The organism is Amycolatopsis sp. cmx-4-83, from assembly GCF_046548815.1.
GTDB classification, from domain to species: domain Bacteria; phylum Actinomycetota; class Actinomycetes; order Mycobacteriales; family Pseudonocardiaceae; genus Amycolatopsis; species Amycolatopsis pretoriensis_A.
The window spans coordinates 489,466-514,321 of the sequence record NZ_JAEBEF010000003.1 but is presented as its reverse complement, the minus strand read 5'-3'; the positions used below and the strand labels follow the sequence as shown (position 1 = coordinate 514,321).

21 protein-coding genes and 2 pseudogenes are annotated in these 24,856 nt (G+C 71.1%); 9 read left to right on the top strand and 14 right to left on the bottom strand.

Annotated elements, in window-relative coordinates; translation table 11 throughout:
- Positions 1-95 precede the first annotated feature (95 nt).
- Entirely contained in the window at positions 96-878 is a 783-nt protein-coding gene (locus ACLJQM_RS11850; protein WP_360778173.1) for an AfsR/SARP family transcriptional regulator, read from the top strand.
- On the opposite strand, the gene ACLJQM_RS11845 is transcribed toward ACLJQM_RS11850, so the two are convergent.
- From ACLJQM_RS11845 to serC, 6 genes are read right to left on the bottom strand one after another with little or no spacing between them, the layout of a single operon-like run.
- On the bottom strand, positions 800-2,050 hold the full coding sequence (locus ACLJQM_RS11845) for an MFS transporter (protein ID WP_360778175.1): 1,251 nt from the start codon (positions 2,048-2,050) through the stop codon (positions 800-802). The two genes, ACLJQM_RS11850 and ACLJQM_RS11845, sit on opposite strands and share 79 nt — an antisense overlap.
- The gene (locus ACLJQM_RS11840) at positions 2,040-2,744 is read right to left on the bottom strand and encodes an HAD family hydrolase (RefSeq protein ID WP_410631213.1); all 705 of its coding nucleotides are present in this window, start codon (positions 2,742-2,744) and stop codon (positions 2,040-2,042) included. Before ACLJQM_RS11840 ends, ACLJQM_RS11845 begins: the two co-directional genes overlap by 11 nt.
- Positions 2,741-3,253, bottom strand: coding sequence for an NUDIX hydrolase (locus tag ACLJQM_RS11835; RefSeq protein WP_360778179.1), 513 nt, complete (start codon positions 3,251-3,253; stop codon positions 2,741-2,743). The genes ACLJQM_RS11840 and ACLJQM_RS11835 overlap by 4 nt, the downstream gene beginning before the upstream one ends.
- On the bottom strand, positions 3,246-4,016 hold the full coding sequence (locus ACLJQM_RS11830; RefSeq protein WP_360778181.1) for a class II aldolase/adducin family protein: 771 nt from the start codon (positions 4,014-4,016) through the stop codon (positions 3,246-3,248). The genes ACLJQM_RS11835 and ACLJQM_RS11830 overlap by 8 nt, the downstream gene beginning before the upstream one ends.
- A 38-nt stretch (positions 4,017-4,054) precedes the next feature.
- Entirely contained in the window at positions 4,055-5,209 is a 1,155-nt protein-coding gene (locus tag ACLJQM_RS11825; RefSeq protein ID WP_360778183.1) for an FAD-dependent oxidoreductase, read from the bottom strand.
- Complete coding sequence (serC, locus tag ACLJQM_RS11820) at positions 5,202-6,434, bottom strand: phosphoserine transaminase (protein ID WP_360778185.1); 1,233 nt, start codon at positions 6,432-6,434, stop codon at positions 5,202-5,204. The genes ACLJQM_RS11825 and serC overlap by 8 nt, the downstream gene beginning before the upstream one ends.
- Before the next feature lie 132 nt (positions 6,435-6,566).
- Between serC and ACLJQM_RS11815 the strand changes: the two genes are divergently transcribed.
- From ACLJQM_RS11815 to ACLJQM_RS11805, 3 genes are all read left to right on the top strand, one after another.
- Positions 6,567-7,901, top strand: a complete 1,335-nt coding sequence (locus tag ACLJQM_RS11815) for a UDP-glucose dehydrogenase family protein (RefSeq protein ID WP_360778187.1) — start codon at positions 6,567-6,569, stop codon at positions 7,899-7,901.
- Between the two features lie 114 nt (positions 7,902-8,015).
- Entirely contained in the window at positions 8,016-8,489 is a 474-nt protein-coding gene (locus tag ACLJQM_RS11810; RefSeq protein ID WP_360778189.1) for a nuclear transport factor 2 family protein, read from the top strand.
- A 15-nt stretch (positions 8,490-8,504) separates the two neighbouring features.
- Positions 8,505-9,131 (top strand): TetR/AcrR family transcriptional regulator, encoded by a 627-nt coding sequence (locus ACLJQM_RS11805; RefSeq protein WP_410631212.1) that lies wholly within the window; start codon positions 8,505-8,507, stop codon positions 9,129-9,131.
- A 130-nt stretch (positions 9,132-9,261) separates the two neighbouring features.
- On the opposite strand, the gene ACLJQM_RS11800 is transcribed toward ACLJQM_RS11805, so the two are convergent.
- Genes ACLJQM_RS11800 through ACLJQM_RS11790 form a run of 3 tightly spaced genes read right to left on the bottom strand, consistent with a single transcriptional unit; the run spans position 9,262 to position 11,719 of the window.
- Positions 9,262-10,029, bottom strand: a complete 768-nt coding sequence (locus ACLJQM_RS11800) for an SDR family NAD(P)-dependent oxidoreductase (protein WP_360778193.1) — start codon at positions 10,027-10,029, stop codon at positions 9,262-9,264.
- 54 nt (positions 10,030-10,083) lie between these two features.
- A complete protein-coding gene (locus tag ACLJQM_RS11795) occupies positions 10,084-10,656 on the bottom strand; it encodes a TetR/AcrR family transcriptional regulator (RefSeq protein ID WP_360778194.1) in 573 nt (190 codons plus the stop codon).
- Between the two features lie 43 nt (positions 10,657-10,699).
- Positions 10,700-11,719 carry a zinc-dependent alcohol dehydrogenase gene (locus ACLJQM_RS11790; RefSeq protein ID WP_410631211.1) on the bottom strand — a complete coding sequence of 340 codons (1,020 nt, stop codon included), beginning with the start codon at positions 11,717-11,719 and terminating at the stop codon, positions 10,700-10,702.
- A gap of 65 nt (positions 11,720-11,784) precedes the next feature.
- Between ACLJQM_RS11790 and ACLJQM_RS11785 the strand changes: the two genes are divergently transcribed.
- The gene (locus ACLJQM_RS11785) at positions 11,785-12,372 is read left to right on the top strand and encodes a TetR/AcrR family transcriptional regulator (RefSeq protein ID WP_410631210.1); all 588 of its coding nucleotides are present in this window, start codon (positions 11,785-11,787) and stop codon (positions 12,370-12,372) included.
- Positions 12,373-12,564: 192 nt separating this feature from the next.
- Here ACLJQM_RS11785 and ACLJQM_RS11780 read toward each other — a convergent pair.
- A pseudogene (locus tag ACLJQM_RS11780) lies at positions 12,565-12,813 on the bottom strand (terpene synthase family protein); the annotation flags it as partial.
- A 60-nt stretch (positions 12,814-12,873) separates the two neighbouring features.
- Here ACLJQM_RS11780 and ACLJQM_RS11775 point away from each other — a divergent pair.
- A pseudogene (locus ACLJQM_RS11775) lies at positions 12,874-13,197 on the top strand (response regulator transcription factor); the annotation flags it as partial.
- Here the strand turns inward: ACLJQM_RS11775 and ACLJQM_RS11770 are convergent.
- Positions 13,090-13,638, bottom strand: coding sequence for an RDD family protein (locus ACLJQM_RS11770; RefSeq protein WP_410631209.1), 549 nt, complete (start codon positions 13,636-13,638; stop codon positions 13,090-13,092). The pseudogene ACLJQM_RS11775 and the gene ACLJQM_RS11770 sit on opposite strands and share 108 nt — an antisense overlap.
- Positions 13,639-14,054: 416 nt before the next feature.
- Between ACLJQM_RS11770 and ACLJQM_RS11765 the strand changes: the two genes are divergently transcribed.
- Complete coding sequence (locus ACLJQM_RS11765; RefSeq protein ID WP_410631208.1) at positions 14,055-15,068, top strand: LuxR C-terminal-related transcriptional regulator; 1,014 nt, start codon at positions 14,055-14,057, stop codon at positions 15,066-15,068.
- Positions 15,069-15,089: 21 nt separating this feature from the next.
- On the opposite strand, the gene ACLJQM_RS11760 is transcribed toward ACLJQM_RS11765, so the two are convergent.
- Positions 15,090-18,797: a S8 family peptidase gene (locus tag ACLJQM_RS11760; protein WP_410631207.1), complete on the bottom strand. Its 3,708-nt coding sequence runs from the start codon at positions 18,795-18,797 to the stop codon at positions 15,090-15,092.
- Between the two features lie 263 nt (positions 18,798-19,060).
- Between ACLJQM_RS11760 and ACLJQM_RS11755 the strand changes: the two genes are divergently transcribed.
- The gene (locus ACLJQM_RS11755; protein ID WP_410631206.1) at positions 19,061-20,968 is read left to right on the top strand and encodes a S9 family peptidase; all 1,908 of its coding nucleotides are present in this window, start codon (positions 19,061-19,063) and stop codon (positions 20,966-20,968) included.
- 439 nt (positions 20,969-21,407) lie between these two features.
- Here ACLJQM_RS11755 and ACLJQM_RS11750 read toward each other — a convergent pair whose 3' ends face one another.
- Positions 21,408-22,007 carry a TetR/AcrR family transcriptional regulator gene (locus tag ACLJQM_RS11750; protein WP_410631205.1) on the bottom strand — a complete coding sequence of 200 codons (600 nt, stop codon included), beginning with the start codon at positions 22,005-22,007 and terminating at the stop codon, positions 21,408-21,410.
- 97 nt (positions 22,008-22,104) lie between these two features.
- Here ACLJQM_RS11750 and ACLJQM_RS11745 point away from each other — a divergent pair, with 97 nt between their 5' ends.
- Entirely contained in the window at positions 22,105-22,923 is an 819-nt protein-coding gene (locus ACLJQM_RS11745; RefSeq protein ID WP_410631204.1) for an SDR family oxidoreductase, read from the top strand.
- A 184-nt stretch (positions 22,924-23,107) separates the two neighbouring features.
- Here the strand turns inward: ACLJQM_RS11745 and ACLJQM_RS11740 are convergent, their stop codons facing one another.
- On the bottom strand, positions 23,108-24,745 hold the full coding sequence (locus tag ACLJQM_RS11740) for a vWA domain-containing protein (RefSeq protein WP_410631203.1): 1,638 nt from the start codon (positions 24,743-24,745) through the stop codon (positions 23,108-23,110).
- Between the last annotated feature and the right edge of the window lie 111 nt (positions 24,746-24,856).

Here is a 24,856-nt window from a genome sequence, read left to right as displayed (position 1 = left end):
CCAGGGGCGTGCGAGACGGAACGATTCATTTCAGCGTGGCACCTCGTGAATGCGCTGTCGTCAGTCGATCCTCGGGAGCAGTGGGGGGCATGACAATGGATTTCCGCGTGCTGGGTCCGGTCGAGGTCGGCCCGGCGAGCCGGGTGAGCGGCCTCGGGACGCCGAAGCAACGAGCACTACTGAGCATATTGCTGCTCAATGCCAACCACATCGTGTCGGTGGACCGGCTCACCGCGATGCTGTGGGACGGCCCGGCTCCGCGCTCGGCGATCGCGAACGTCTACAGCTATGTCGCCGGTGTCCGCCGACTGCTCGACACCGCCGGCGACGCCGGGCGCGACCGCCTGATCACCAGGATGCCCGGGTACCTGTTGCGCGTGCGCGCCGACGAACTCGATCTGTCGGTCTTCGACCGGCTCGCGACGCAGGGCCGGGCCGCACTGCGCCGGTCCGACCACGAGCTGGCCGCCGAGTGCCTGAGCGGCGCATTGGCTCTGTGGCGCGGAAAACCGCTCGAAGACGTCCGCGTCACCCCCGCGCTGATGGCGCCTGTCACGGCGCTGGAGGGGCGCCGGATCGACGTGTTGAACGACCTCGTCCAGGCCCGGCTACGACTCGGGTTGCACAAGGAAGTGGTGGGTGAGCTCCGCGAGCTGGTCACGGCTTCCCCGATCTCCGAACTCACCTGGTCGCAGTACATGTTCGCGTTGTACCGGTCCGGCCGCAAGGGAGAGGCCCTGGACGCGTACCTGGACGCGCGTCGGAACCTGGTTTCGCAGACGGGTGTGGAGCCCTCCGCCTATCTCCGACGCGTCCACCAGGCGATCCTCGCCGGTGCGCCCTCCAGCGAAGTGCTCGAGCATTGCTGCCGGGACTGACCGAGCCGTTCGGCCGTCACCGGCAGGAGCGCCCCACCGGCGAGTGGGGCGACCGCGATGACGACGAACGCCCCCGCGTAGCCGGCTCCGCCGATGACGGCACTCAGCACCACCGGGCCGGCGGTGGTCACCAGGCTCTGCAGCGTGTGCTGGACTCCCAGCGCACGACCCAGCCGGGCCCGCGCGGCGAACGAGGCGACCACCGTGGAGGCCAGCCCGTACCCGGTGACCGTCGAGACGCAGGCGACGAACACCATGACCGTGCCCAGCCAGGTCCCGGTCAGCGCACCGAGCACGACGAGCAGCAGCACGACGGCGTTGCCGAAGGCGAAGATCCGCATCAGTCCCAGCGGGGCGCCGAGACGGTCCGCGACATAGCCGACCAGCGGCCGGGTGAGCACGGTGAGCAGCAACGCCCCGCTGAGCAGCCAGCCCGCCCGCACCGGGCTCCAGCCCCGATCGTCCACGAGGTAGCTGACGCTGAAGGTGAGCAGCGCCGACTGCGGCAGGATGAGCAGTGCGCAGGCCCCGTACATCCGCCGCCACGGCACCGGCGCGGCATCGCCGGACGCCGGACCGGCCGGGGGATCGCCCGGCCGGGACCGGCCGCCGAACAGGAACACCACCGCCGCTGTCAGCAGGCAGAGCCCGGCCATACCGAGCCAGAGGACGGGCAAGCCGCAGGCAGCCGCGACGCCCGGAACGACCGCCGCGGCCAGCGCCGAACTGAGCGGTGTCGCGGTCTGGGTCAAGCCGAGAGCCAAAGCGCGCTGCCGGGCCGGAAACCGCCGCACCACCGCCTGCCCGCTCGGTGCGTAGACCGAGCTCGCGGTCATCCCGACGAGGGCGAAAACACCGAACAGGGCCGCGACACCACCGGTGGCGGCGGCCACGCACAGGAAGAAGGCGCAGAGAGTCAGGCCGCAGGACATGGCACGTCGTTCGCCGAAGCGGTCGGCCACCAGGCCCCAGCCCAGCATGGACACGGTCAGTCCGCCGTTGGCGACCCCGACCAGAGCTCCGGCCAGCGCCAGCGACATCCCGGTCTCCGCTCGCAAGGCCGGCAGCACCAGGGAGAGCTGGAAAACGGCGGTGGCACCGACCGCCCAGGCGATCAGGCTCACAGTGAGCAGGATCCAGCGGTTCGGGGTGCGGCCGGCGCTACCGTCCATGAGCGTGCACCCACGCGGCCAGGTCGCCGAGGCTGCGCAGGTGTTCGTGCCGACCCGGCGGATCGGGGCAGTCGAGGTGCGGATCGAGGTGCAGGGGCCGGATCCCGGCGGCGAGCGCGCCGTCCACATCGATCCGGGCGGTGTCGCCGACGTAGACGGTCCGCCCCGGCCGGGCGTCCAGCTCCCGCAGCGCGAGGTGGAAGATCCCGGGATCCGGTTTGGCGATCCCGACCAGCGCGGAGTCGATCACCAGGGCCACCGGGGTCCCGGCTCCCGGCCCGACCTGGCAGATGCCGGCCTGCCGCAGCTGTGCGGCCACCACCCCGACCGAGTTGGACACCACGCCGAGCACGACCGGCAAGGAACTCAGCGCTCGCAACGACTTCGCGGCCCCACGCAGCTCTCGGGTCCACGTCGGACCGTCGATCGCGGTGGAGAGTTCAGCGGCCACCCGCTCGACACGCTCGTCCTGCACCCCGCACGCCCGGGCAAACGCCCTCAGGTACAGCAGGCGATCACGGGGAGGAGACGCGTCGTTCGCCGCGGTGGCCGCGTAGTGGGCACGGTCGATCACACCCACGTCGGCCCGCACCCCCGCGGCCCGCAGGATCGTGATCACCGCTTCAGCGGCAGGCATGATCAGCACTCCCCCGGCGTCCAGCAGCACGGTTTCGATCGGTTCACGGGGGCTCATCCCGGCCTCTCCCCGGAACCGCCGTACCAGGCCGGTTTCGTCGGCTCCTCGTAGTAGACCGTCCCTCCGCCGAGATATCCCTCGACGCACGAGCGGACCCGGCGTTCGGTGTGCGGTTCCACGTCCGGGAGCGCCGACACCGGGAAGAAGCCGAATTCGGCGATCTCGCCGGGATCCGGCTCGATGACCGCCTGGACGGGCTCGGGCAGCCGGCCGGCGAACACGAACAGGTTCGACGGCGCGCGGCGTGGCCGGGGCGGGAACCACACCACTCCGACCAGCCGCTCGATGACCGGGGTGATGCCGAGTTCCTCCCGCACCTCACGGGTACACGCGGCCAGCGGGGACTCGCCGGCCTCGATCACGCCGCCGGGCAGGTCCCAGACCGGCTTGTACGCGGGCCGGACCAGGAGCACCCGGCCGGTGCCGTCGAGCTGCACCGCCCCGGCGGCGCCCCTGGTCCGGGCCAGTTGCGCGTAGTACGCGCTTTCGGCGAGACCGTCAGACATCCGCGAGCTGCTGTTCGGCACCCAGCCCGGCCTTCGGGAACAGGAGGTTGGGCTCGACCCCGGCCAGCCCGCCGCGCAGGATCGCCTGGAAGACCGCCGTCCGCGCGCTCATCTCCACCCTGGCCAGGTTCTCCACCGCCTCGGTCAGTCCACGGGCGAACGTGAAGGCACCATGGCGGTAGAGCACGCACGCCAGGCCGTGGCGCTTGAGTTCGCCCGCCCGCGGGCCCAGTTTCTCCTTCAGCTGCGGGATGAGCTGGTAGGTGTCGACTGCCGCGATTTCCGGCCGCTGGGCGATGCCGTCGGGCAGCTTGATCTCGGGGCGGTCCGACTCACCGCTGAGCACCCCGCCCTTGACCGCGGTGTCGTCGGCGATCAAGCAGGGCACCTCGCCCAGGGTGTCCAGCTGGTTGACGCAGGAAGGGATGCCCATGCCCAGTGAGGCGAACGCGAGCACGTAGGCGTTGTGCGCGTGCACGATCGCGCGGCAGTCGGGGAACATCTCGTAGGCGGCCATGTGGATCAGCGCGCCCACCGGGGCCACTCCCCCGGTGCGCTCCCGCAGTTCGCCGGTCGCCGAGATCACCGTCATGTCGCGCGGGGTGACCTTCCAGCGGGCGAAGGCCGAGCCGGTGGCGGTGACGATGATGTCGCCGTTGTCGGCCCGGACGCTCAGACCGCCGCCGGTGGTCTCGATCAGCCCCCAACGGGCCATGTCGGTGATGCTTTCCACGAGCAGCTGCCGTTCGGCTTCGTACAACATGTTCTCTCCTTCGTCGTGTGGCTACCGATCCGGGAAGATCAGCGGTGCTGACGTGCCAGTTGTCCCGGGGTCGTGCTCTTCCTGCTCTGGAATTTCTCCCGCGGTCCCAGCCCGAACTCGGGCAGTGGCTGTTCGCCACCCTCGATCAGGTCGGCGGTGTACTCACCGAAGGCAGGACCGAACTTGAACGCGTGCCCGCCCCCGCCGGCCAGCCAGCCGCCGCCCGATCCCGGCACCGGCGCGAGCAGAAAGTGCTGGTCGGCGGTCAGCTCGTACTGGCAGACGTGCCGGGACACCAGCGGCGCGCCGGCCAGCGCGGGGAACCGGTGGGCGAGCGCTCCCCGAGCGGCTTTCTCGGCTTCCGGATCGGGACGGCGGTCGGCGAGATCCGGATCGATGACCGGAGCGGCGCCGAGCGCGCCACCGACCTTGAAGCCGCTGTCGTCGATGTCCCCGGCCCCGTAGGCGCCGCCGTCGACCCACACCGGGACGCCGGGGGTGCGCCAGTGCGGCTCCACCCCGTAGTAGAAGACGTTCTGCCGGACCGATTCGATGTCCACCAGCTGCGGGAACCAACGTCCCAGCCACGGGCCGCAGGCCCAGATCGTCCGGTCGGCGGCCTGCACCTCGCCGTCCACGACGGCCCGGCCTTCCGCGTCCGGCCGGGCCTCGGCGATGCGCAGCCTGGCTCCCGCCCGCAGGGTGCGGCGCATCAGGGTCAGCACGCCCAGCCGGGCCCGCAACACCCCGCTGCTCGGTTCGTGCAGCACGAATTCGAGGTCGTCGCAGCGCACGTCGGGAAAGAAGTCGCGAGCCGCCTCCGGGGCCAGCCGCTCGACCGGGAGGCCCAGCTTCTCGAGACTGCGTGCGCTCTGCTCCTCGAATTCGGCCTCCCCCCTGGCGAACCAGACGACCCCGACGTTGTGGAAGAGCTCGATGCCCTCCTCCGCCCCGATCTCCTGCCACAGTTCCCGGGCCCGCCAGGCCCGGCGGGTGTACCAGACGTCGATGTCGCGGCCGCCGCCGTAGGACAGCCGGAGCACCCGGGAGGTGTCGTGGCTGGAGCCCCGCACGTGTCCCGGCAGGTACTGTTCGACGACGGTGACCGACCACCCCCTCTGGACCAGGCTGTGCGCGATGGACGCGCCGACGATCCCGGCACCGACGACCACTGCGGTGGGTGCGTCAGGCATTGGACCTCCTTCCCCGCTCGGCCGGCCGGCCGAGCTGTGCGACGGCTTGGTCGATGCAGGCCAACAGCGCCTCGGCGTCGGCGATGTCGATCGCCGGGAACATGCCCATGCGCAGCTGGTTCCGGCCGAAACTGCGGTGGGGCTCCAAGTCGAGAACGCCGTGCGCCCGCAGTCCGGCGACCAGGCCCGCCGCGTCGATGTGCTCGGCGAACTCGATGGTCGCGACCACCGGCGACCGCTGCTCCGGTTCGGTGACGAACGGTGCCGCGTAGGGCGAATCCTCGGCCCAGCCGTAGACCAGCTCGGCCGTGCTCGCCGCCTTGGCCGCGGCACCAGGCAGCCCGCCGAGGCCGAGCAGCCAGTCGATCTGCTCGGCGAACAAGAACAGCGACGCCACCGACGGGGTGTTGAAGGTGAGGTCACGAGCCGAGTGGTCGATGGCGGCGGGCAGGCTGAAGAACTCCGGGATGTACCGACCACCCGCCGCGATTTCTTCGGCGCGGGCCACGGCGGCCGGCGACATCAGAGCGATCCAGAGTCCGCCGTCGGCACCGAAGCACTTCTGCGGTGCGAAGTAGTAGACGTCGAACTCCTCGGGCCGCACGAGCATGCCCCCCGCCGCGCTGGTGCCGTCGACCAGCACCAGGGCCTCGGCGCCGGCCCCCGGCACCCGCTGGATCGGCATGGCCACGCCGGTCGAGGTTTCGTTCTGCGTCAGCGCGTACGCGTCGACGTCCGGATCGGCCCGCGGATCCGGGTGGGTTCCGGGTGCGCTCTCGATCACCGCCGGCTCGGCCAGCCAGGGCGTTGCCCGGTCGACCGCGGTGAAACGGCCGGAAAACTCGCCGAAGGACAGGTGCTGGGCCCGGTTCCGGATGAGGCCGTGGGTGGCGATGTTCCAGAACGCGGTGCCGCCTCCGTTGCCGAGCACCACCTGGTATTCCGCGGGCAGTTCGAACAGCTCCCGCAGCCCCGCGCGAACCCGGCCCAGCAGCGCGCGCACCGCACCGCGGCGGTACGAGGTCCCGAGGAAGTCCGCGCCGCGCGAGGCGAGCGCGTCCAGTTGCTCGGGCCGCACCTTGGCCGGGCCGCAACCGAATCGCCCGTCGGCGGGCAACAAGCCGTCCGGGAAGTTGAAATTCACCACTTGATCGTCGGGCACAACACCGGATCTTAAGGCTTTCCCGCGACGGAGTCCGCGCCCGGCAGCTCTTCTGTGGAACATTTGTGGAGCACATATGGACAATCTGTGGACCTCCGAGAAGTAGCGGATTGCCAGCGGTTTTCCACTTGACCTCGACGAGCGAGACGACGCAGTATCGGACCTGCCGCCCGTGCAGCCGAGGGGATCCCAGTTATGCGAATCACCGTTCTCGGGACCGGCTACTTGGGTGCCACACACGCGGCCTGCATGGCCGAAATGGGGTTCGAAGTACTCGGCATGGACACCGATCCGGAGAAGATTTCCGCGCTCTCCGCCGGAAATCCCCCCTTCTACGAGCCGGGCCTCGAAAGCCTCGTCCGAAGGCACCTGAAATCCGGCAGGCTGCGTTTTACGTCCTCGTACGGTGATATCAACGAGTTCACCGGCGGCGCACCGGCCATACATTTTCTCTGCGTCGGGACGCCGGAGAGGAAGACCGACCGGGCAGCCGATCTGCGTTTTCTCCGAGAAGCGATCGACCGGCTGGCACCCACCCTGAACGGGCCGAGCCTGGTAGTCGGCAAATCGACGGTCCCGGTCGGGACGGCGGAGCAGCTGGCCCGCCGCCTGAGCCGGCGCGCACCCGCCGGCGCGCGCGTCGAACTGGCCTGGAACCCGGAATTCCTGCGGGAGGGCTTCGCCATCGGCGACACACTCAGACCGGCTCGGCTGGTGTTCGGGGTGGGTTCACCGCAGGCCGAATCCCTCCTGCGCGAGGCCTACCGGATCCCCCTCGCCCGCGGCGTACCGCTGGTGGTCACCGATCTGCCCACAGCGGAGCTGGTCAAGGTGTCCGCCAACGCGTTCCTGGCCACCAAGATCTCGTTCATCAACGCCATCGCCGAGGTCTGCGAGACCACCGGCGCCGATGTCACCCACCTCGCCCGTGCACTCGCCCACGACCCGCGCATCGGCGGGCAGTACCTGCTGCCCGGCCTGGGTTTCGGCGGCGGTTGCCTGCCCAAGGACCTCCGGGCTTTCCAGTTCAGGGCCGACGAGCTCGGCCTCGGGCACACGCTGGAATTCCTCCGCGAGGTGGATGCCATCAACCTCCGTCGGCGGCGCCGGATGGTCGACCTCACGCGCGAGCAGTGCGGTGGTGCGCTCCGTGGCAAACGGGTGACCGTCTGGGGCGCGGCGTTCAAGCCCGGCTCCGACGACGTCCGTGATTCACCCGCACTCAGTGTCGCCGCGTCCATCCAGCTCGAGGGCGGAGAGGTGACCGTGTACGACCCGAAAGCCTCGGACAACGCACGCAAGGACTTCCCGGAGCTGAACTACGCGAGCTCCGCGGTCGAAGCGGCGACCGGCGCCGACGTGCTGTTGCACCTCACCGAGTGGCGGGAGTTCCAGGAGCTCGATCCGGAGGTGGTCGGTGCCGTGGTCGCCAACCGCCAGGTCATCGACGGCCGCAACACGCTGGACGCCCAGCGGTGGAACGCGGCCGGTTGGAGCTTCCACGCACTCGGGCGCCCGCCTCGTCGATGACCCGCGGTCGGGGGTGGCTTGGATCGGTGACTTGCTTTTGGCGACAACCTGTCGTAATCTTTACGACAGGTTGTCGCATCAACGCGTCGCCCTACCGACCGGAGGGGTATCCCCATGAACGCGCTCAGTGATCGCGCCGAACTCGTCGAGCTGCTCGGCCGCTACGCCGACATCGCGGACCTGAAGGAGTTCACCGAGCTGCCCGCCCGCGTCTTCACCGATCCCGTGACACTCGACTTCGGGTCGGTCGCCGACATCCCGCCGATGACCGTGCCGCTCGCCGAATACGTCGAGAACCTCCGTGGCGCCTTCAGCTTCTACACGGCCACGCACCACGCCATCACCGGTCACGTCGTCGACGTCGACGGCGACCGGGCGACGATCCACGCGCACGTCCGCGCCGATCACTGGGTCTCCGACGAGCTCGCTGCCGGGGGGCCGAACCACTGGCTGGTGGTCGGCTTCTACGACAACGAGGCGGTCCGCACGCCGGACGGCTGGCGCCTCGACCGCGTGAAGCTCACCTCGGCGCACCAGGACAACCCGCACCTGTCGAGCGTCGCACTGGCCGCGGCGGGCACCCGTTGATGGGAAGATGACCGGATGCCACGGATCCGGGGAGCCAGCATCGAAGAGCACCACGAGGTGGTGTGGGCCGACCTCGCCGCGGCGACGCGGCAACTGCTGCTCGAACGCGACTACGACTCGATCACCATGGGCCACATCGCGGCGCGGGCCGGGGTCGCGCGCAACACGCTGTACAACTACGCCGGTGACAAGAGCGCGCTGGTCCTGGCGCTGACGCAGCGGCTGGCCCGGCCGGCGGTCGAGCGGGTGGCCGCGATCGCCGCGCGTTCCGCCGACCCGGCCGCGGACCGGCTGCGCGAGATCATCGTCGCCGTCCTGGACGCGTTCACCGACCAGGTCGTGCAGCTGATGTTCCGGCCGGGCTCCGGCCTGCCCTTCGTGGAGCCGCCGAAGAGCTCGGACAACCCGTTCCACGCGATCGTCGTCGAGGTGGAGAACGTCGTCCGGGCCGGCATCGAGCGCGGAGAGTTCCGCGACGTCGGCGACGTCCGGCTCACCGTGGAGCTGCTGTCCGGGGTCATGCGCTCGGGCGCCGAACGCATCGGCCGCGATCCGGCCGCCTTCACGGCCACCGAGCGCGCGGCGCGGGAGATCATCCTCGCGTCGCTGACCCACCACCCGGGCCGGATCACCGGCAGCTGACGCGGCCCGGGTCGCGTCAGCTGCCCGTCAGGACGGCGTCCGTGTCCTGGTGGCGGTTGCCGGACGGCGCCCGCCAAGTCCTCGCCCTGGAAGCCTGGCTCAGCTCGGCTCCAGTGCGGCGCGCGCTCCCTCAGATCGCGGTACCACCGGTGGCATCGATGACCTGGCCGGTGATCCAGCGCGAGTCGTCCGAGGCGAGGAACGCCACGAGGTCGGCCACGTCGTCGGGGCGGCCGAGTCGCCCGAGCGCGACTCGCTCGGCCTCCTGCGCGGCGGCTTCGGGGTCGTCCATCAGGCGAGCGTTGTTCCTGGTGAGGATGACGCCGGGGGCCACCGAGTTGACCGTGATCCCGCGGGGGCCGAGCCCCTTGGCCAGTGCCAGCGTGAACGCGTCCAACGCGCCTTTGCTGGCGCTGTAAGCGATCATTTCCGGCGTCGCGAGCGTAGCCGCGAGGCTGGAGATGGCGATGACCCGCCCGCCGTCGCGCAGCCGTGGCAGTGCGGCCTGGGTGATGAAGAACGGGGCTCGCACGTTGACCGCGAACACCCGGTCGTAGTCCTCCTGGGTCAGGTCGGACAGCGGTGCGAAACTTCCGCCGGCGGCATTGTGGATGAGGATGTCGAGCTTCCCGTCGGGTACATGGTGCGCGCCGGCGGCGTCGAACGCGGCCCAGAGACGGGTCGCGTCGTCGGGCTGTCCCAGTTCCAGCCGCAGTGCGAAAGCGCTTCCGCCGTTTTTCTCGATGCCGTCGACCGTTTCTTTCGCGGCTGCCTCGTCACGGGCGTAGGTGATGGCGACGGTTGCGCCGTCACGACCGAGGCGTTCGGCGATCGCCCGCCCGATGCCGTTGCTCCCGCCGGTCACGAGCGCGATCTTGTTCTTCAGGGGGGTGGACACAGCCGGTCTCCTTCTGGAACTGGAGGTCAAAAATAGTGGCAAAAAAAGATCGCGTCAGAGGTTGGCCAACGCGGTGTCGATGACGCGGTACAGCCGAGGGGCGTCGTGGATCCGGGCGAGCACCCGCAGTCCGGCGATCGTCACCTGCAGCAGGTCGGTCGCCGCCCGCACGTCGAGCGCGGGGTCGAGGTCGCCGTCGAGGCGGCCCCGGTCGATCCGGGCGGCGATCACCTCGAGCGTCCGCTCCAGGGACCGCCGCACCGCGCGGGCGATCTCCGGATCGTGCCGGGCGAGTTCGATGGCGGTGTTGACGACCAGGCAGCCCCGGCGATCGGCGGCCAGGTCGGCGTCGACCAGGCCACGCAGGTAGGAGCGGAGGACCTCGCGGGTGGTGCCGGGACCGGACAGCCGCTCCTCCACGACCTCGGCGCCCAGGCGGTCGTAGCGAGCGAACGCCCGGACGAACAACTCGCGCTTGCTCCCGAACGCGTTGTACAGGCTTCCCTTCGCGACACCCGTCACTTCCGCGAGCATCGCCGGCGACGTCTCGGCGTAACCGTGACTCCAGAACGCCTGCATCGCACGATCGACGACTTCCTCGTCGTCGAAGGTGCGCGGCCGTCCCATGAAACGACCCTAGCCAGTTATGGACCTTCAGGTCAAGAACTTCTCACCGGCCGAGGAAGACCGGCTTGCCCGGTGGCGGATCCGAGAGCACCTCGACGGCGTCGGCATAACCGAACGGGCCGGCCAGGATCGGTGCCGGGTCCAGGGTGCCGTCGCCGAGGAGTTCCAGCACGTCGGGCACGTGCGGGCTCACATGGGGTGGTCCCACCACGATGGCGATCCCCGTGCCGTACAAGGCGAAGTACGGCAGCCGCGGCTCTCCGAAGTAGACGGACCGGATGACGCACGTGCCGCCGGGGCGGGTCGACAGCAGGGCACAACGGAGTCCCTCGGCCGCGGCCGAGGCGTCCACCACCAGGTCGAAGCGGCCGTCGAGCCGGTCGGGGTACGCGTCGGCGGCGACGACGGTCGCACCCGCGGCGGCAGCCTTGGCGCGCCGCCCTTCGTCCACGTCGAGGTAGGTGACCTTCGTGGCGCCCAGCGCGACGGCGCTCAGCACCACCAGCAACCCGAGGGTGGCCGTTCCCCCGACCACGAGCACCTCGGCCTCGGGCTGGGCGACCAACGTCGGCCGGACCGCCTGGAAGGCGTCGGTGATGTTGTCACTGGCCGAAGCGGCCAGGAACGGTTCGACGGACGGCGGCAGCGGGGTGAGGGCGTGCCGGGCCCAGGGCACGCGCACCAGCTCGTCGAACAACCCGCCCCACGAGCCGCCGGCCGTGGTGCCGAAGGACGCGAGCGGAGGCACCGAAGCGCAGGCGCCCGGCAGGCCGCGCCGGCAGTTTTCGCAAGTGCCACAGCTGATGTGCCACGGGATGACCACCCGTTGGCCGATCCGGAGCACCGGATCGTCGTCGGCGAGGTCGACGACTTCGCCGACGGCCTCGTGGCCGAGCGCGAAGGGCGTCTCGAACGGCGAAGGCGACACCACGAGCCTCCGGTCGAGGTCGCAGGCCGCGGAGGCGATGGGCCGCACCAGCGCGTCACCGGCGGCGGACAGGCGGGGCGCCGGCCGGTCTTGCCATTCCAGGCTCCGAGGTCCGGAGAGAACGAGGCTTTGCACGAGTCTCCCTAGATAGGTCTCTCTAGAGAGAGAACTCTAGAGAGGGCGTTCGGTATCGTCAACCCGTGCCAAGAACCGTCCACGACACTTCGGCGATCCTCGACGCGGCCGTCCGGCTGCTCGATACCGGGAGCGCCGACGCCATCACCATCGCCGGCGTCATCCGGGAAGCCGCGGTGTCCAGCGGCTCCGTCTACCACCGGTTCCCCAACCGCGCGGCCCTGCTGGCCGCCGTCTGGAACCGGACGGTGCAGCGCTTCCACGCCGAGCTGTACCCGCTCTTCGACGAGGAACCGGTGGCCGCGGCCGCCGCCCTCGGGCGCCGGACCGTGTCGTGGTGCCGCGCCCACCCGGCGGACGCCCAGGTGCTGCTGGCCGGCCTCGGCTCCTTCGAACCCGCCGCCTGGTCTCCGGAAAACCGCAGCCTGCGAGAGGCCGACCAAGCACGCTGGGACCAGCACGTCCGCCGCCTGGTGACCGACCTGAAGGCGGTGACCGGAAGCGCGACGGCGGAAATCCTCCTCGTCGTCCTCGACCTGCCCTACGCCGCCGTCCGCCGCTACACCGGCGCCGGCCGCGCCATCCCGGCGACGCTCGACGGCATCGTCGAGCAGATCATCCGGACGCAGCTCGCCCCGGCCCCGCAGGAGTGAGCCGGGGCGGGCGGCTCCCTTGCGCCCGAACCCCAGCGCACCAGCCGGATCGGGTCGTCGACGGCCGGATCCGGACCGCGGCCCCAGTTCGGCCAGCTCGGCGGCCGGCCGGAGCTCCGCCTCGCCCCGGTCGGCGACCCGGTCCGCGTTCAGGTCACCGACGCGCCGCACCGCGTCCGCCCAGCCGAGCCGGTGTTCCCGGGCGAGGACGACGACGAAGTTGATCGGATCGCCCGCCGCCAGCTCGGCGGCCAGCGAGTGGACGTCGTTGGTCCAGCACATGACGTCCGCGGTGGCGGCCACGATTTCCTGGCACGCACCCTGGAAGTAGAGTGCGCCGGGCAGCTCGGCCCAGGCGGCCCGTTCGATCAGGTCGCAGTGGGGCAGCACGGTCGAGGCGTCGCGTCGCAGCCGGGCGTACTCGGCGAACCCCGGCGTCACGCCCGCCGACCGGAAAGCGTGTTCCCTGGCGTGGCCGGTGAGCCAGATTTCGAGGTTGAGGGGCCGAACCTGCTCATCGAAGCCGTGCACGCGGCCGCCCACGGCGAAGCCCTCGTCTCCCCCGCGGTCACCACGCGGCTGCTGGCGCACTTCACGCGCAGCGTCTCCCTGCCCGCGGTCCAGCCCGCGAGCCCGCTCACCCCACGCGAGCTGGATGTCGTGAAAGCCGTGGCCCGCGGCGAAACCAACGACGAGATCTGCCGCTCGCTGGTGGTGTCACTGCCGACGGTCAAGACCCACATCGGCGCGGTCAAGCGCAAGCTCAGCGCCCGCAACCGCACCGAAATCGCCATCTGGGCCTGGGACAGCGGCTTGATCCGCTGATCTGGAGACGTGCACGACGACCGTGCGCGCCACGACGTCGCCGAAGCGCTGCCGCCGACGCGTCACGAGCATCACCACGGTCCCGGCCAGTCCCCACGCGAAGCCGTCGACCAGCATCAGCAGGTCGCGCACGATGAACGCGCCCAGCGACGGGTGCGCGCCTTCGAGGGTCTGGATCCGCAGGCGCAGCCAGCGCATGGCCGGGGTCTGCCCGCCGTGCCGGTAGGGCCACCACACGGTGACGAACACGAGACCGACGAAGTCCAGCGCCAGCATCGTGTAGACGACGACCTCCAAAAACGTCAGCAGGCCCGGGCCGTGCGGGTGGAACAGCCAGATGACGGCGATCGCGAGCAGCAGCGTGGGCACGAACACGAGCAGCTCGTCGAGCAGGAACTGCACCAGGCGGCGGCCGACGACACCGAGTCCCGGACGGGTCATCAGCCCATGATCTCGGTCCGCGCGCCCGGGCGCGCGCTGAGCCGGCTCCCACCCCGGACCGAGTCCCGGGCCACGACTTCGCCCCCGGGGCTGGGCACCGGGGGGCGCGGCCGGGCAAGGCTCCGACGCACCTCGCCTGGCGACGGGGAGACCACCCGGCGCGGGTCTCCCGGACAGGGCAGGCGGCCGCGATGGCCGCCCACTTCGCGGCGCCGGTACCCGTCGCGGCCGCGGGCACCGGCGCCCAGCTCTCGATCAGCCGCGCCGCGCCCCCCGGCGAGCGCGCGATCCCCGCTCGACCCGGGGCGGGCCCGGCGGCCAGTGCTCCACGCTGGAGCCGTCCGGGCACGGACTCCACGACTTTCTTCGGCATGGACCCGAGCGGCCCCGGCGGGTGGGTGGCTTACGCTCGCCGGATGCTGGACGCAATCGGGGTGACCGGAGACGAGGAGCGGGTCTACCGGCTCCTGGTCGGGATGTTCGACGCCGGGCCGGTGCAGCTGGCCCAGCAGCTGCGGCTCACGCCGTCCCAGGTGTCGGCCGCGCTGCGTTCGCTGCACGCCAAGGGGCTGGTCAGCCTGGTCACCGGGGACGAGGTGCGGTACGCGCCGACACCGCCGGACGTCGCCTTCGGTCCGTTGCTGATGCGCGGGCAAGAGTCGCTCGAATGGGCCCGGGCCGCCGTGAACCGGCTGGCGGAGGACTACCGCGGCGGTGCCCGGCGGCGCGACGCGACGCAGCTGGTCGAGGTGATCAGCGGCAGCGCGGCGATCCGGCAGCAGGTGGCGAACCTGCAGGCCGGGGCCCGCCACGAGATGCTGTGGTTCTGCAAGGCCGGGCACATCGCGATTTCGTCGGCGGAGAACCACGACGAGTTCGACGCGCTCGCCCGCGGTGTGCGGTTCCGGGTGGTTTACGAACGAGCCCTGCTGGAAGAGCCCGGGATGATCGAGAACGTCGCGCTCGGCATCCGGCACGGCGAGGCGGCCCGGTCGTCCACGGCGGTACCGGTGCGGATGGCGATCGCGGACGGGTCCATCGCACTGTGCCCGCTGGTGCAGACCCTCGACGGCGCCGGCGAGCCCACCGCGGCGCTGATCCGCGACAGCAGCCTGCTGGCCGCGTTGATCGCGTTGTTCGAAAGCTACTGGGAACGCGCCTGGCCGTTGCGCGCGGACGGGACACCGCAGGACGCGACCGAACCGGCGCGCGGTGGCGCCCGTCCCGACCGGGACGAGCGCCACCTGCTGTCGTTGCTGGTCGCCGGGGTCACCGACAAGGCGATCGCGACCCGGCTCGCGGTGAGCCAGCGGACCGTCCAGCGGCGGATCTACGACCTCATGGCCCGGATGAACGTGCAGACCCGGATGCAACTCGCCTGGGAAGTCAGCCGGCGCGGCTGGCTCGACGAGCCGGCGGCGGCCGGGTAACCACCCCGGCCGCCGCTGTGCTCAGGACAGCCCGTACGCCCGGATCACGGTCTGCCGCACCGCGTTCGCGCCGTCGGAGGCGTTCACCCGCAGCGCGACGAACCCGTTGGTGTTGGCCCGCTTCGGCACGTCGACCTTGGCGCGGAACTTCCCGTCTCCGACGCTGTCGACCCGGTTGACCGCGGTCCAGGTGCGACCGTCGTCGAAGGACACTTCGACGGTCAGCTTCGGATTCTTCGGCGCGGCCATCCCGTCCTGGTTGCGCACGGTGAACTCGAGCCGGTCGGGCCGGCCCGCCCTGGTCCGCTGCGTCAGGTCGGTCTGCACGCCGTAATCCACCTGCAGCAACGGAAGCAGGTCGGTCCGGGTGCCGGCCGGCCGCTGCGAGGCGAACGTCCAGGACGTTTCGGTGCGCGTGCCGAACTGCCACTCCGGAGCGGCCTTCGCCACCGCCACGTCGAGCCGGTAGGTCGCCGGGCCGGCGTCCGCCGGGAAGCTGCCCCACGCGACGCGGCCGTCCTCGACCAGCTGCCCGTCGCGGTACAGCTTCGCGCTCAGCTGGTCTTCCGGTTCGTCCATCTCGGTGTCGGCGAAGGCATAGTGCCCGGCTTCCGCGTCGACGTATTCCGGGATCCGGATCGCGAACGTGTCGCCGGTGCGCGACGACGTCAGCCCGGCGCCGCGCGGAATGGCCGGCCGCACCACCGGGGTGTACCACCGTTCGCTCGCTCGCTCGCCCGGACGGAACGTGCGCGGCGGGCCGATCTGCCCGTTGGCCAGCGGGTCGAAGGTGTTCCAGGCGAGCTTGTTGTACACCCGGTGCTGCCAGATCGTGTCGTCCGCGGAGACGATTTCCTCGCGCGTCGACGCGGTCTTCGCGAACCGCTGGTACTGGTTCGTCGCGTACTTCTCCCACGGCCGCCAGCCGAACCGCTGCTCGGACAGCCACTCCTGGTCGCCGGTCTTCGGGTAGTCCACCTTCACGGTCGCACTGTTGCGGTCGGAGACCTCGTGGACGACCCGCTGCGGGATCTGGTCGCGCGACACCTGCAGCACGTCGTACAGGTAGGGACTGACCGGGGTCCCCCGCAGCACCATGCTGGTGAACCCCAGCTTGGCCCGCTGAACCAGTTTCACACCCTGCTCGTTGGTGACCATCATGGCCGGGATCGGCAGCCGGTCGCCGCGCGGCGACCAGTGCGCGTAGGTGTGGTCGCCGGGCCTGGTGATCATGATGACCATCGCCGCGCCCGCCTTGGCCGCGGCCGCGGCGATCTCTTCCGGGATGCCGCCGTCGTCCGGCGGCGTGACCAGGGCGATCTTGCCGCGTGCAGTGCCCCACTGATCCGGCTTGTTGCCGTCCACGGGAGCGACGGCCAGCCAGCTGGTCCCGGCAATCGCCGGCGACGGGCCGAGCGTGAACAGCTCCGGTTCGAGGCCGGTCCACGGCAGCACGGTCGCCGTGACCATCGGCGCGGTGAGCTGCCAGCGGGTGCCGAACTCGAACGTACCTTTCGTCACCTTCCGCGTCGGCGTCACGTAGATGTGCCGGGTGCCGGGGAACTCCATGATGTAGTTCGTGACGTTGCGGTCGCCGAACTCGCGGTGCGTGTAGCTGCTGATGATGTTTTCCAGCGTCGCCGGCCGTGGCGTCTTGATCTCGATCGGCACCGCGGCCCGTGCGTCCATCACCAGCTTCGCGTCCTGGGTCAGCGGGACTTCGGGCTTGACGACGATCGCCAGCTCCTCGTCCGGGGCCAGCCCGGTGTGGAAGACGGCTCGCGCGTAGTAGTCGCCTTCGGGGAGTTCGAAGGTGGTGGCTTCCCTGATGTCGCCGAAGATGTCGTAGCGGGAGTCGGGGCCGAAGAGGTCGATCTCCATCCAGTCGCCGGTCTTGCCGGCCCGGTCGAGACCGCTGACCGTCAGCTTGTGCTTCGGTGCTTCCTTCACCAGCCCGATCGTGGTGTGCACGGCCCCGGCCAGGAGGCTGCCGGTGTAGTTGCCCGGAGCGAGCGCGGCCGGGTCGACGATGATCCCGACCGTGGCGGTGCCCCCGGCCGGAACATCCACAGTGGACTTGTCGAGCTTGATCGCGGCGCCCGGCGGGGAGCCGCCCGGGCGGTGCAGGTCGAGCCGCGGGGTGAGGGTGACCGGCGCGGAAGTCGTGTTGGTGTAGCTCACTTCCTTGCGCACCGTGCCGCTTTCGCCGGTGACCGGGCCGATGTTCAGCGTGCCGGTCGCGAAGACGCCGGGCTTGACCGCGGCGGCGGTGAGGTCGACGCGTCCACCGCCCTGCTGGAAGACGGTGAGTCCGCTGGTCGGCTTCGCCGTACTGGCCAGGCCGTCCTTGAGCTGCTGCCCGGTCCACTGTGGATAGCGCTGCGCCAGGATCGCCGCGGCGCCCGCGACGTGCGGCGTCGCCATCGACGTGCCGGAAGCCGCGGTGTAGTACTGGTCCACCACGGCGCCCATCGACGTGCCGGCCGCGCGGGCGGCGACGATGTCCACGCCGGGCGCGGTGATGTCCGGCTTCACCGCCTGGTCGCCGAGCCGCGGGCCCGTGCTGGAGAACGGCGCGAGCTGGTCCTGGCGATCCACCGCGCCGACGGTCAGCGCCGCGTCCGCGGTGCCGGGCGTGCCGATCGTTTCGGGCCCGAGCCGGCCGTCGTTGCCCGCGGCGACCACGAACAGCGCGCCGGTGCGGGCGGAGAGCTCGTTGAGCGCGACGCTGAGATCGTCCGTGCCGTCGGTGGCGCCGCCACCGAGGCTCATGTTGATCACCTTGGCGCCGGTGGCCGCGGCCCACTCCATGCCCTGCAGGACCTCGGACGACGTGGCTGAGCCGTCGTCGCCGAGCACCTTGCCGATGTACAGCTTCGCACCCGGTGCCGCACCCTTGCGCTTGCCCGCGTCGGCCGCGCCGCTACCGGCGATCGTCGACGCGACGTGCGTGCCGTGACCGAACCGGTCGACCATGTCCGCGCTGGACGAGAAGTTGGCGGTCTTCTCGACCCGGCCCGCGAGATCGGGGTGGGTGGCGTCGAACCCGGTGTCCAGGACGGCGACCTTGACACCGGAGCCGTCGTACCCGGCCGCCCACGCCTCCGGAGCGCCGATCTGCGGGACACTGCGGTCGAGCGACGCGTGCACCTTCCGATCCAGCGAGATCCGTTCCACCGCGCCGGAAGCGGCCTGCGGACCGGTGAAGGACCGCCAGAACTCGCCGGCGCGCTTCTTGTCCTCGCGGACCGCGCGGCCGTGCACACTGGACAGCTCGGCGCCCCGCTCGGTGCCGGCCAACGTCGGCGCCGCGGCGATCGACATGCCCTCGGCGTAGTGCACGATCAGCGGAAGCTGCGCGGCGGCCTCGTCGGCGTAGCCCTGCGCGATCAGGCCGGTGACGTCGAACAGGTCCTTGTCGAGCCGCTTGGCGGCGACGAACCGCATCGCGTCGGACGGGACGACCACCAGCTTGCCGTCCACCTCGGACTGACTGAACCGGATCGACTCCCGGCCCTTGCCCGGCCGGACGGTCGCGATCCGCCGGCCGCCGGATACGGATTCGACTTGCACGACATCGCCGGTCAGCAGCGTGACACTGTGCCGTTCACCGGGATTCCGCGGCGGCGCGCCGACGGCGGGGTCGGCCGCCGCGGGGACCGCCTGGCCGAGTGCCGCGACCAGTGCCCCCGTGCAGACGAGTGCGAAAACTCGTGATCTCCACGTCATCGCACCAGGTTCGGGGGAGCTGGGGTCCGCGTCACTACCTGGCGGGTGTCGCGGTTGCGACATGTCGCATCTGGGACAGCGGTGCCCGGTCACTGCCGCGGTGGTCCGGACCAGCAGCCGACCAGCACCGGACTCGGCCGAAGTCGTGCGCGGCGACGGTCGGAAGAACCTTGCCGGCACCGCTCCGCCCGCCCGGCTCGCCGGCCCCTCGAGACCGGTCTCTCGTCCCGGTGGGGCGCTGGTGACTTCGGCACACTGATCACATGACGGGTTTGACTGCTGAAGTGGTGGTCGAGGGTCGCGTCCCGCAGACCCCGGCGCTCGCTCCGAACGGCCATCTGCTCTGCTACGTCCTCGCCCCCATCAGCAGGGTCGGTGACCACCTCGACACCGCACTCTGGCTGGCCGACATCGACGGCGACGGTGTGTGGAGCCGGGTGACCGCCGACACCGCGACGGAGTCCCGGCCCCGTTGGTCCGCGGACTCGCGCGCGTTGTACTTCCTGTCCGACCTCGCCGAGCGTGGTACTCCGCAGCTGCACCGGCTCACCCCCGCCGACGGCGTGGTGATCGACTTGACCGGCTGGCGCGCCGGCATCGTCGACCACCTGCCGCTCGCCGATCTCGAGCTGGTCGCGCTGCTCGCCGACGACGAGCCCACCGAGCAGGACGCGCGCCGCGCCCGGGACCGTGACGACGCCATTGTGGTCGGCGAACGCGAACCGCGTTCCCGGCTGCGCCTGCTCGACCTGCGCACCGGCCAGGTCACCACCCCGAGCGTGTTCGGCGACCGGCACGTCGTGGAACTGCGGCAACGACCCGACGGTGGCCCGCTCGCCGTGCTCACCCAGGACAGCGCCGACAAGGACTACGGTCCCCGCACCGGCCGGCTGCACCTGTTCGACCCCGCAACGGGGACCGCGGAAGACCTCGGACCGGTCGAGGTCGAGGCGCAATCCCTGGCCTGGTGGCCGGCCGAAGACGGTTGGCACCTCGGCTACCTCGCCCTCACCCCACCGGACCTCCACGCCGGCACCGCCGTGTTCGACCTGGCCGTGAGCAGCCGGGTCCGCCGCAACCGCACCGCCGGCCTGCCGATGTGCCCCGCCGAACTGTGCCAGACCGACGCCGCCCCGCTGGTGGTGTTCGCCGACGGCCTGAACACGACCCTGGCCCGGCTCGACCCAGGCGGCCCCACACCACTGTCGCGGCACCCCGGCCACCTCGACGCCCTCACCACCACCCCCGCGGGCAAGACGATCGCGGTCTTGACCGGCAGCCGTCACCAACCCACGGATGTTCACCTCGGGCCACCGACCGGGCCGCTGCGCAAGATCACGGACACCCGCCCCGAACTGGACACCATCACCTTCGGCACCCAGCGACCGCTGGCCTACCGAGCCGCCGACGGCCTCGAGCTGGACGGTCTGCTCGTGCTGCCGGCCGGGAAATCCGCCTCGGACGGTCCGTTCCCGCTCGTCACGAGCGTGCACGGAGGCCCCTACGACCGGTACGCCGATCGCCTCCAGCTGTTCTCGTTCCCCAGTGCGCGGGCACAGTGGCTGGCCACCGCCGGGTACGCGGTGTTCCTGCCCAACCCGCGCGGCGGCCAGGGCCACGGTCACGAGTTCGCGGCCGGCGTCGTGGGCCGGGTCGGCCGGGAGGAGTGGACCGACATCCTGACCGGCATCGACCTGCTCATCGCCGAGGGCATCGCCGACCCCGACCGGCTGGGTATCGCCGGCGGGAGCCACGGCGGATTCATGGCCGCCTGGGCGGTCGGGCAAACCGACCGGTTTCGCGCCGCGCTGGTCGACGCGGGTATCACCGACTGGGGAATGCTCGCCGCGACCGGGGAATACGGCCAGCTCGACGGCGCACTCAGCGGCAGCATCGGGTGGGACGGGATCGGCCCGCACCCGCACGACGCGGTCAGCCCGGTCTCCTTCGCCGGCCGCATCCGCACTCCGGTGCTGATCCTGCACGGTGCCGAGGACACCAACGTCCCGCTCGGCCAGGCCGTGTACTTCCACCGGGCACTGCGCCACTTCGGCGCCGAGCACGAATTCGTGGTCTACCCCCGAGAGGGCCACTCGATCCGGGAACGCAACCACCAACTCGACGTCCTGCACCGCACCCGCGCCTGGTTCGACCGCTGGCTCCGGCCCTGAGCGGGAGCCGCCACGCCTGCATGGCTTCCGGTCCAGTCACGACAACCCTGCACACGCGGCGGCCAGGACCGCTGGCGCCGCACCCACGACGCTTTGCCCGACCGGTTTCGTCCGGCACGATTTCCGGGCCCGCTCCCCGCTCGATGGGCTCGATGTCGAGGCCTTTCGCTGAGATCGAGCCGTGAGCCGGCGCTTCGGCCTGGTGAACCGCGGTCGTCCACCCGCGAGGCCGCCGCCCCGGCGGGGTGCCCGCGACGCCCGTCCCGAAGCCGCCAGAACTACGTCGTCACTGACGTCGTCCGCGACAACACACGAGCGCGACAGCAGCCTGCGGCTCCGCTCCGGCGTCAGCTCTCGCAGCACCGAGCCGGCCCTGCGGCATCAACGCCACGCTGCCGGCGTCGCTCATTCACCAGCCTCAGCCGCTTTGATGTTCGCTTCAGGCGAGTGAGCCGACCGCGGCCATCGCCTGATCGAGCGCTTCGTGCAATGGCCCACCACTCGCCGCGACCGAAGCGTGCGCCGCGGTCAGGCAGGCGAACGCCGACCCGACCAGCGCCAGCGGAGCCGGGTCGGCGTCCTCCCACGGCTTGCCGGCCTTGTGAGACCGGGCCCGGGCGGCGTCCGCGATCCGGGACTGGTTGCCGAGCATCCGGTCCAGGTAAGCCGCACGCAGGGACGCGGAACCGTTGATGACCCGCTGCAGCTCCCCCGCAGCGGCCGCCTGCACCGGGTCGGTCATGTAGTCGACGACGTCGTCGAACATCCGCCGCAGCGACGTCCACAACGGCTCGTCCGGCGGCCGCGCCTCGAGAGCTTCGACGAACTGGTCGCCGAGACGCTCGTGCTTGCCCAGGATGACGTCTTCCTTGCTGCCGAAGTAGCGGAAGAAGCTGCGCTTGGACATGCCCGCCGCCGCGGCGATCTCGTCCACCGTCGTCTCCTCGTACCCGTGCTTCACGAACAACGCGAGCGCGGCATCGAGCAGCTGCTGGCGCACAGCCAGACGCGTGCGCTCCCGCAGGGACGGTGGTTCCACCCGGCCAGGCTAGCATCACACGCCGTTCTTGACACCGAGTGCCAACTTGGGCGTACGGTGACACCAAGAGTTCGTCCAGCCATGGAGGCACACACCCATGCCCAAGACCTGGTTCATCACGGGCACTTCCCGCGGCTTCGGGCGCAGTTGGGCCAAAGCCGCCCTCGAGCGCGGTGACAAGGTCGCCGCGACCGCGCGTGCCACCGACACGCTCAACGACCTCGTCGAAGCCTTCGGCGACGCCCTGCTGCCGCTCGCGCTCGACGTGACCGACCGGGATGCCGCGTTCGCCGCCGTCAAGCAGGCCCACGACCACTTCGGCCGCATCGACGTCGTGGTCAACAACGCCGGCTACGGCCACTTCGGCTTCGTCGAGGAGATCACCGAACAGGAAGCCCGCGCGCAGATCGAGACCAACGTCTTCGGTGCCCTGTGGGTCACCCAGGCCGCCATCCCGCTCCTGCGCGAGCAGGGAGCCGGGCACATCGTCCAGGTCTCCAGCATCGGCGGCGTCGGCGCGTTCCCCAGCCTCGGCATCTACCACGCCTCCAAGTGGGCCCTCGAAGGCTTTTCCGAGGCGCTGTCACAGGAAGTCGCCCCGTTCGGCATCGAGGTCACGATCATCGAGCCGGGTGGTTACGCCACCGACTGGGGCACCGCTTCGGCGGTCCGCTCCGACCCCCACCCCGCGTACCAGCCAATCCGTGCCGCCATGGCCGCCCGCCGCGGCGCAGCCCGGTCCCCCGGCCCCGAGGCCACCATCGCGGCGGTACTGGCGGCCGTCGACGCCGAGCAGCCGCCCCTGCGCCTGCTGCTGTCCAGCACCGCCTACGACCTCGCCCAGAACATCTACGCCGGACGCCAAAAGGTCTGGGCCGACTGGGAGTCGACCTCCCGCTCGGCCGACGCCGGCTGACCGTTCTCCTCGGGCACGTTCGGCACGCGGCCGGACGAGATTCCACGGGAAACCTGGCGAGGCTCAGCGAGACCCAGAGCTCACAAGCGGGTTCGCGCACCACGGCGGCCCGTCGGCCTCCGGTACCCGCGCCACGACCGATGGGCGGCCACCTCGACCGGATCGAGGTGGCCGCCCGAGAGGGTTACCGCTCGGTCGACAGCTGGAACTCGACGCCGCCGAGGTCGTCTTCGCCGCTGGACTGGGAGACGCGGAAGACGAAGTCGGTCCCCGCCGCCGCGTCCGTCGCGGTGAACGTCACCGCCGTCTCCAGCCGTTCCTTCGGCTGGATCACCAGGCCCTGCAGGACCGCCTGCTGCCCGCCCGTGATCGCGACCTGCGTCTCCCCCACCGGACGCACGCCAACGCCCTTCTGGCCGCCTTGGCGCCAGCGCTCGGCCAGCACCTTGCCCAGGTCGACGACCACCGTGCCGGGGCCGCCCGCGAACGGCTTGCCGGGCTGGGTGAAGAGCAGGTCGGTGGTGGTGGCCCGGTCCGCGACCGGGTTGCCGAGGGTGAACGGGTGCGTCACCGGGGTGCCGGGCTTCAGCTTGATCGTGTCCACGTTGCGCCACGCGATGTTGTTGTTGTTCCGCGTGTTGACCAGCGTGTTGGAGCCGGTCAGCTCGGGGTAGGTCATCGGGTCGGTCGCCGAGATCCACCGGGCGAGCAGGCAGAAGTGGCCCGGCCCGGGCACCGCGGTCCACGGGATCGCCACCTGGGTGGAGCCGGCCGGCACGGTCACCGTCGCCGAGGAGCCGATCGAGGTCCAGTCCACCGGCCACAGCGCCGCGCCGCCCTGCGCGGTGTAGGACACCTCGACGTGGCCGGTCGACGGGCCGGACCCGCCCGGGCCCGGGGCGTTCAGCGTGACGACCACGTAGTTCGTCCCGCCGACGACCGGGTTGGTGCCCGAGCACGGCGGCAGCGACGTGCACACCTTGATGTCCGGGCTCGTCCAGATCGGGTTCAGGCCGTGCGGCGCGACCCCGGTGTCGGCCGGCGCGTCCTTGATGAACACGTCGGTCTTGCGGCAGTTCTTGAGCGCGTCGAGGATCGCCGCGCCCGCACCCGCGCCGCTGGCCGGCGTCGCCGCGTACGTGCCGCCGGTGGTGGTGGCGTAGTCCTGCATGATCGTCGAGATGCCGGGCAGCGTGTTCGTCTGGACGTAGACCGCCGAGACCTTGATGCCCTTCGTCGCCGCCTGCACCGCCCGCGAGTGGGCGTTGGCCTGGTCGGCCGCGGTGAAGGTGTCGTCGAAGCCGCCCGGGTGGGCGTCGGTCACCAGGATGACCATCTTCGTGGCGTTGCTGCGCCAGGTCCCGGAGAAGTTGCCGGTCTGCGGGCGCCCGGTGGCGGGCAGGTTGTTGACAGCGGTGTTGACCGCCTCGTCGGACGCTTCGGGCTCACCGCCGCCGCCCGACGCGGTCAGCGCGTTGATCTGCGGGGTGACCGTGGCCAGGTTGAGCGGCGCGAGGTCGGTCCGGACCGTCACGTCGTCCTTGAACGTGACGAGGCCGAGCTGGTAGTCGTTGCCGGAGTTGGCCTGCACGGCCGCGGCGATGCTGCCCAGCTCGTTCTTGATGGTGGTCAGCGCCGGGCCCATGCTGCCGGTGTCGTCGATGACGAACGCGACGTCGAGCGGCCCGCACGGCGACGTGGGCGGCGGTGCGACGGCTGGGGCCGCTGCCGCGGGGACCACGGGCAGGAACGCGGCCGCGGCGGCGAACGCGAGCGCGGCGGTGAACGGTCTGCGGCGCCGGGGCCGCGATCTGGTGCTCATCCGGTCTTCCCTCACTCGAGTCGGAACAGGGACGGGAACCGAGCGTCACCGCAGCCGGTTGTGAAGCGGTTGTCGATGCCCCGCGGATCAGCTGGTTGGCTGTTTTCGCAC

Coding starts and splice junctions, on each gene's coding strand:
- ACLJQM_RS11850 (WP_360778173.1), top strand. CDS start 96: ATGGATTTCCGCGTGCTGGGTCCGGTCGAGGTCGGCCCGGCGAGCCGG.
- ACLJQM_RS11845 (WP_360778175.1), bottom strand. CDS start 2,050: ATGGACGGTAGCGCCGGCCGCACCCCGAACCGCTGGATCCTGCTCACT.
- ACLJQM_RS11840 (WP_410631213.1), bottom strand. CDS start 2,744: ATGAGCCCCCGTGAACCGATCGAAACCGTGCTGCTGGACGCCGGGGGA.
- ACLJQM_RS11835 (WP_360778179.1), bottom strand. CDS start 3,253: ATGTCTGACGGTCTCGCCGAAAGCGCGTACTACGCGCAACTGGCCCGG.
- ACLJQM_RS11830 (WP_360778181.1), bottom strand. CDS start 4,016: ATGTTGTACGAAGCCGAACGGCAGCTGCTCGTGGAAAGCATCACCGAC.
- ACLJQM_RS11825 (WP_360778183.1), bottom strand. CDS start 5,209: ATGCCTGACGCACCCACCGCAGTGGTCGTCGGTGCCGGGATCGTCGGC.
- serC (WP_360778185.1), bottom strand. CDS start 6,434: ATGTTCCACAGAAGAGCTGCCGGGCGCGGACTCCGTCGCGGGAAAGCC.
- ACLJQM_RS11815 (WP_360778187.1), top strand. CDS start 6,567: ATGCGAATCACCGTTCTCGGGACCGGCTACTTGGGTGCCACACACGCG.
- ACLJQM_RS11810 (WP_360778189.1), top strand. CDS start 8,016: ATGAACGCGCTCAGTGATCGCGCCGAACTCGTCGAGCTGCTCGGCCGC.
- ACLJQM_RS11805 (WP_410631212.1), top strand. CDS start 8,505: ATGCCACGGATCCGGGGAGCCAGCATCGAAGAGCACCACGAGGTGGTG.
- ACLJQM_RS11795 (WP_360778194.1), bottom strand. CDS start 10,656: ATGGGACGGCCGCGCACCTTCGACGACGAGGAAGTCGTCGATCGTGCG.
- ACLJQM_RS11770 (WP_410631209.1), bottom strand. CDS start 13,638: ATGACCCGTCCGGGACTCGGTGTCGTCGGCCGCCGCCTGGTGCAGTTC.
- ACLJQM_RS11765 (WP_410631208.1), top strand. CDS start 14,055: ATGCTGGACGCAATCGGGGTGACCGGAGACGAGGAGCGGGTCTACCGG.
- ACLJQM_RS11760 (WP_410631207.1), bottom strand. CDS start 18,797: ATGACGTGGAGATCACGAGTTTTCGCACTCGTCTGCACGGGGGCACTG.
- ACLJQM_RS11755 (WP_410631206.1), top strand. CDS start 19,061: ATGACGGGTTTGACTGCTGAAGTGGTGGTCGAGGGTCGCGTCCCGCAG.
- ACLJQM_RS11745 (WP_410631204.1), top strand. CDS start 22,105: ATGCCCAAGACCTGGTTCATCACGGGCACTTCCCGCGGCTTCGGGCGC.
- ACLJQM_RS11740 (WP_410631203.1), bottom strand. CDS start 24,745: ATGAGCACCAGATCGCGGCCCCGGCGCCGCAGACCGTTCACCGCCGCG.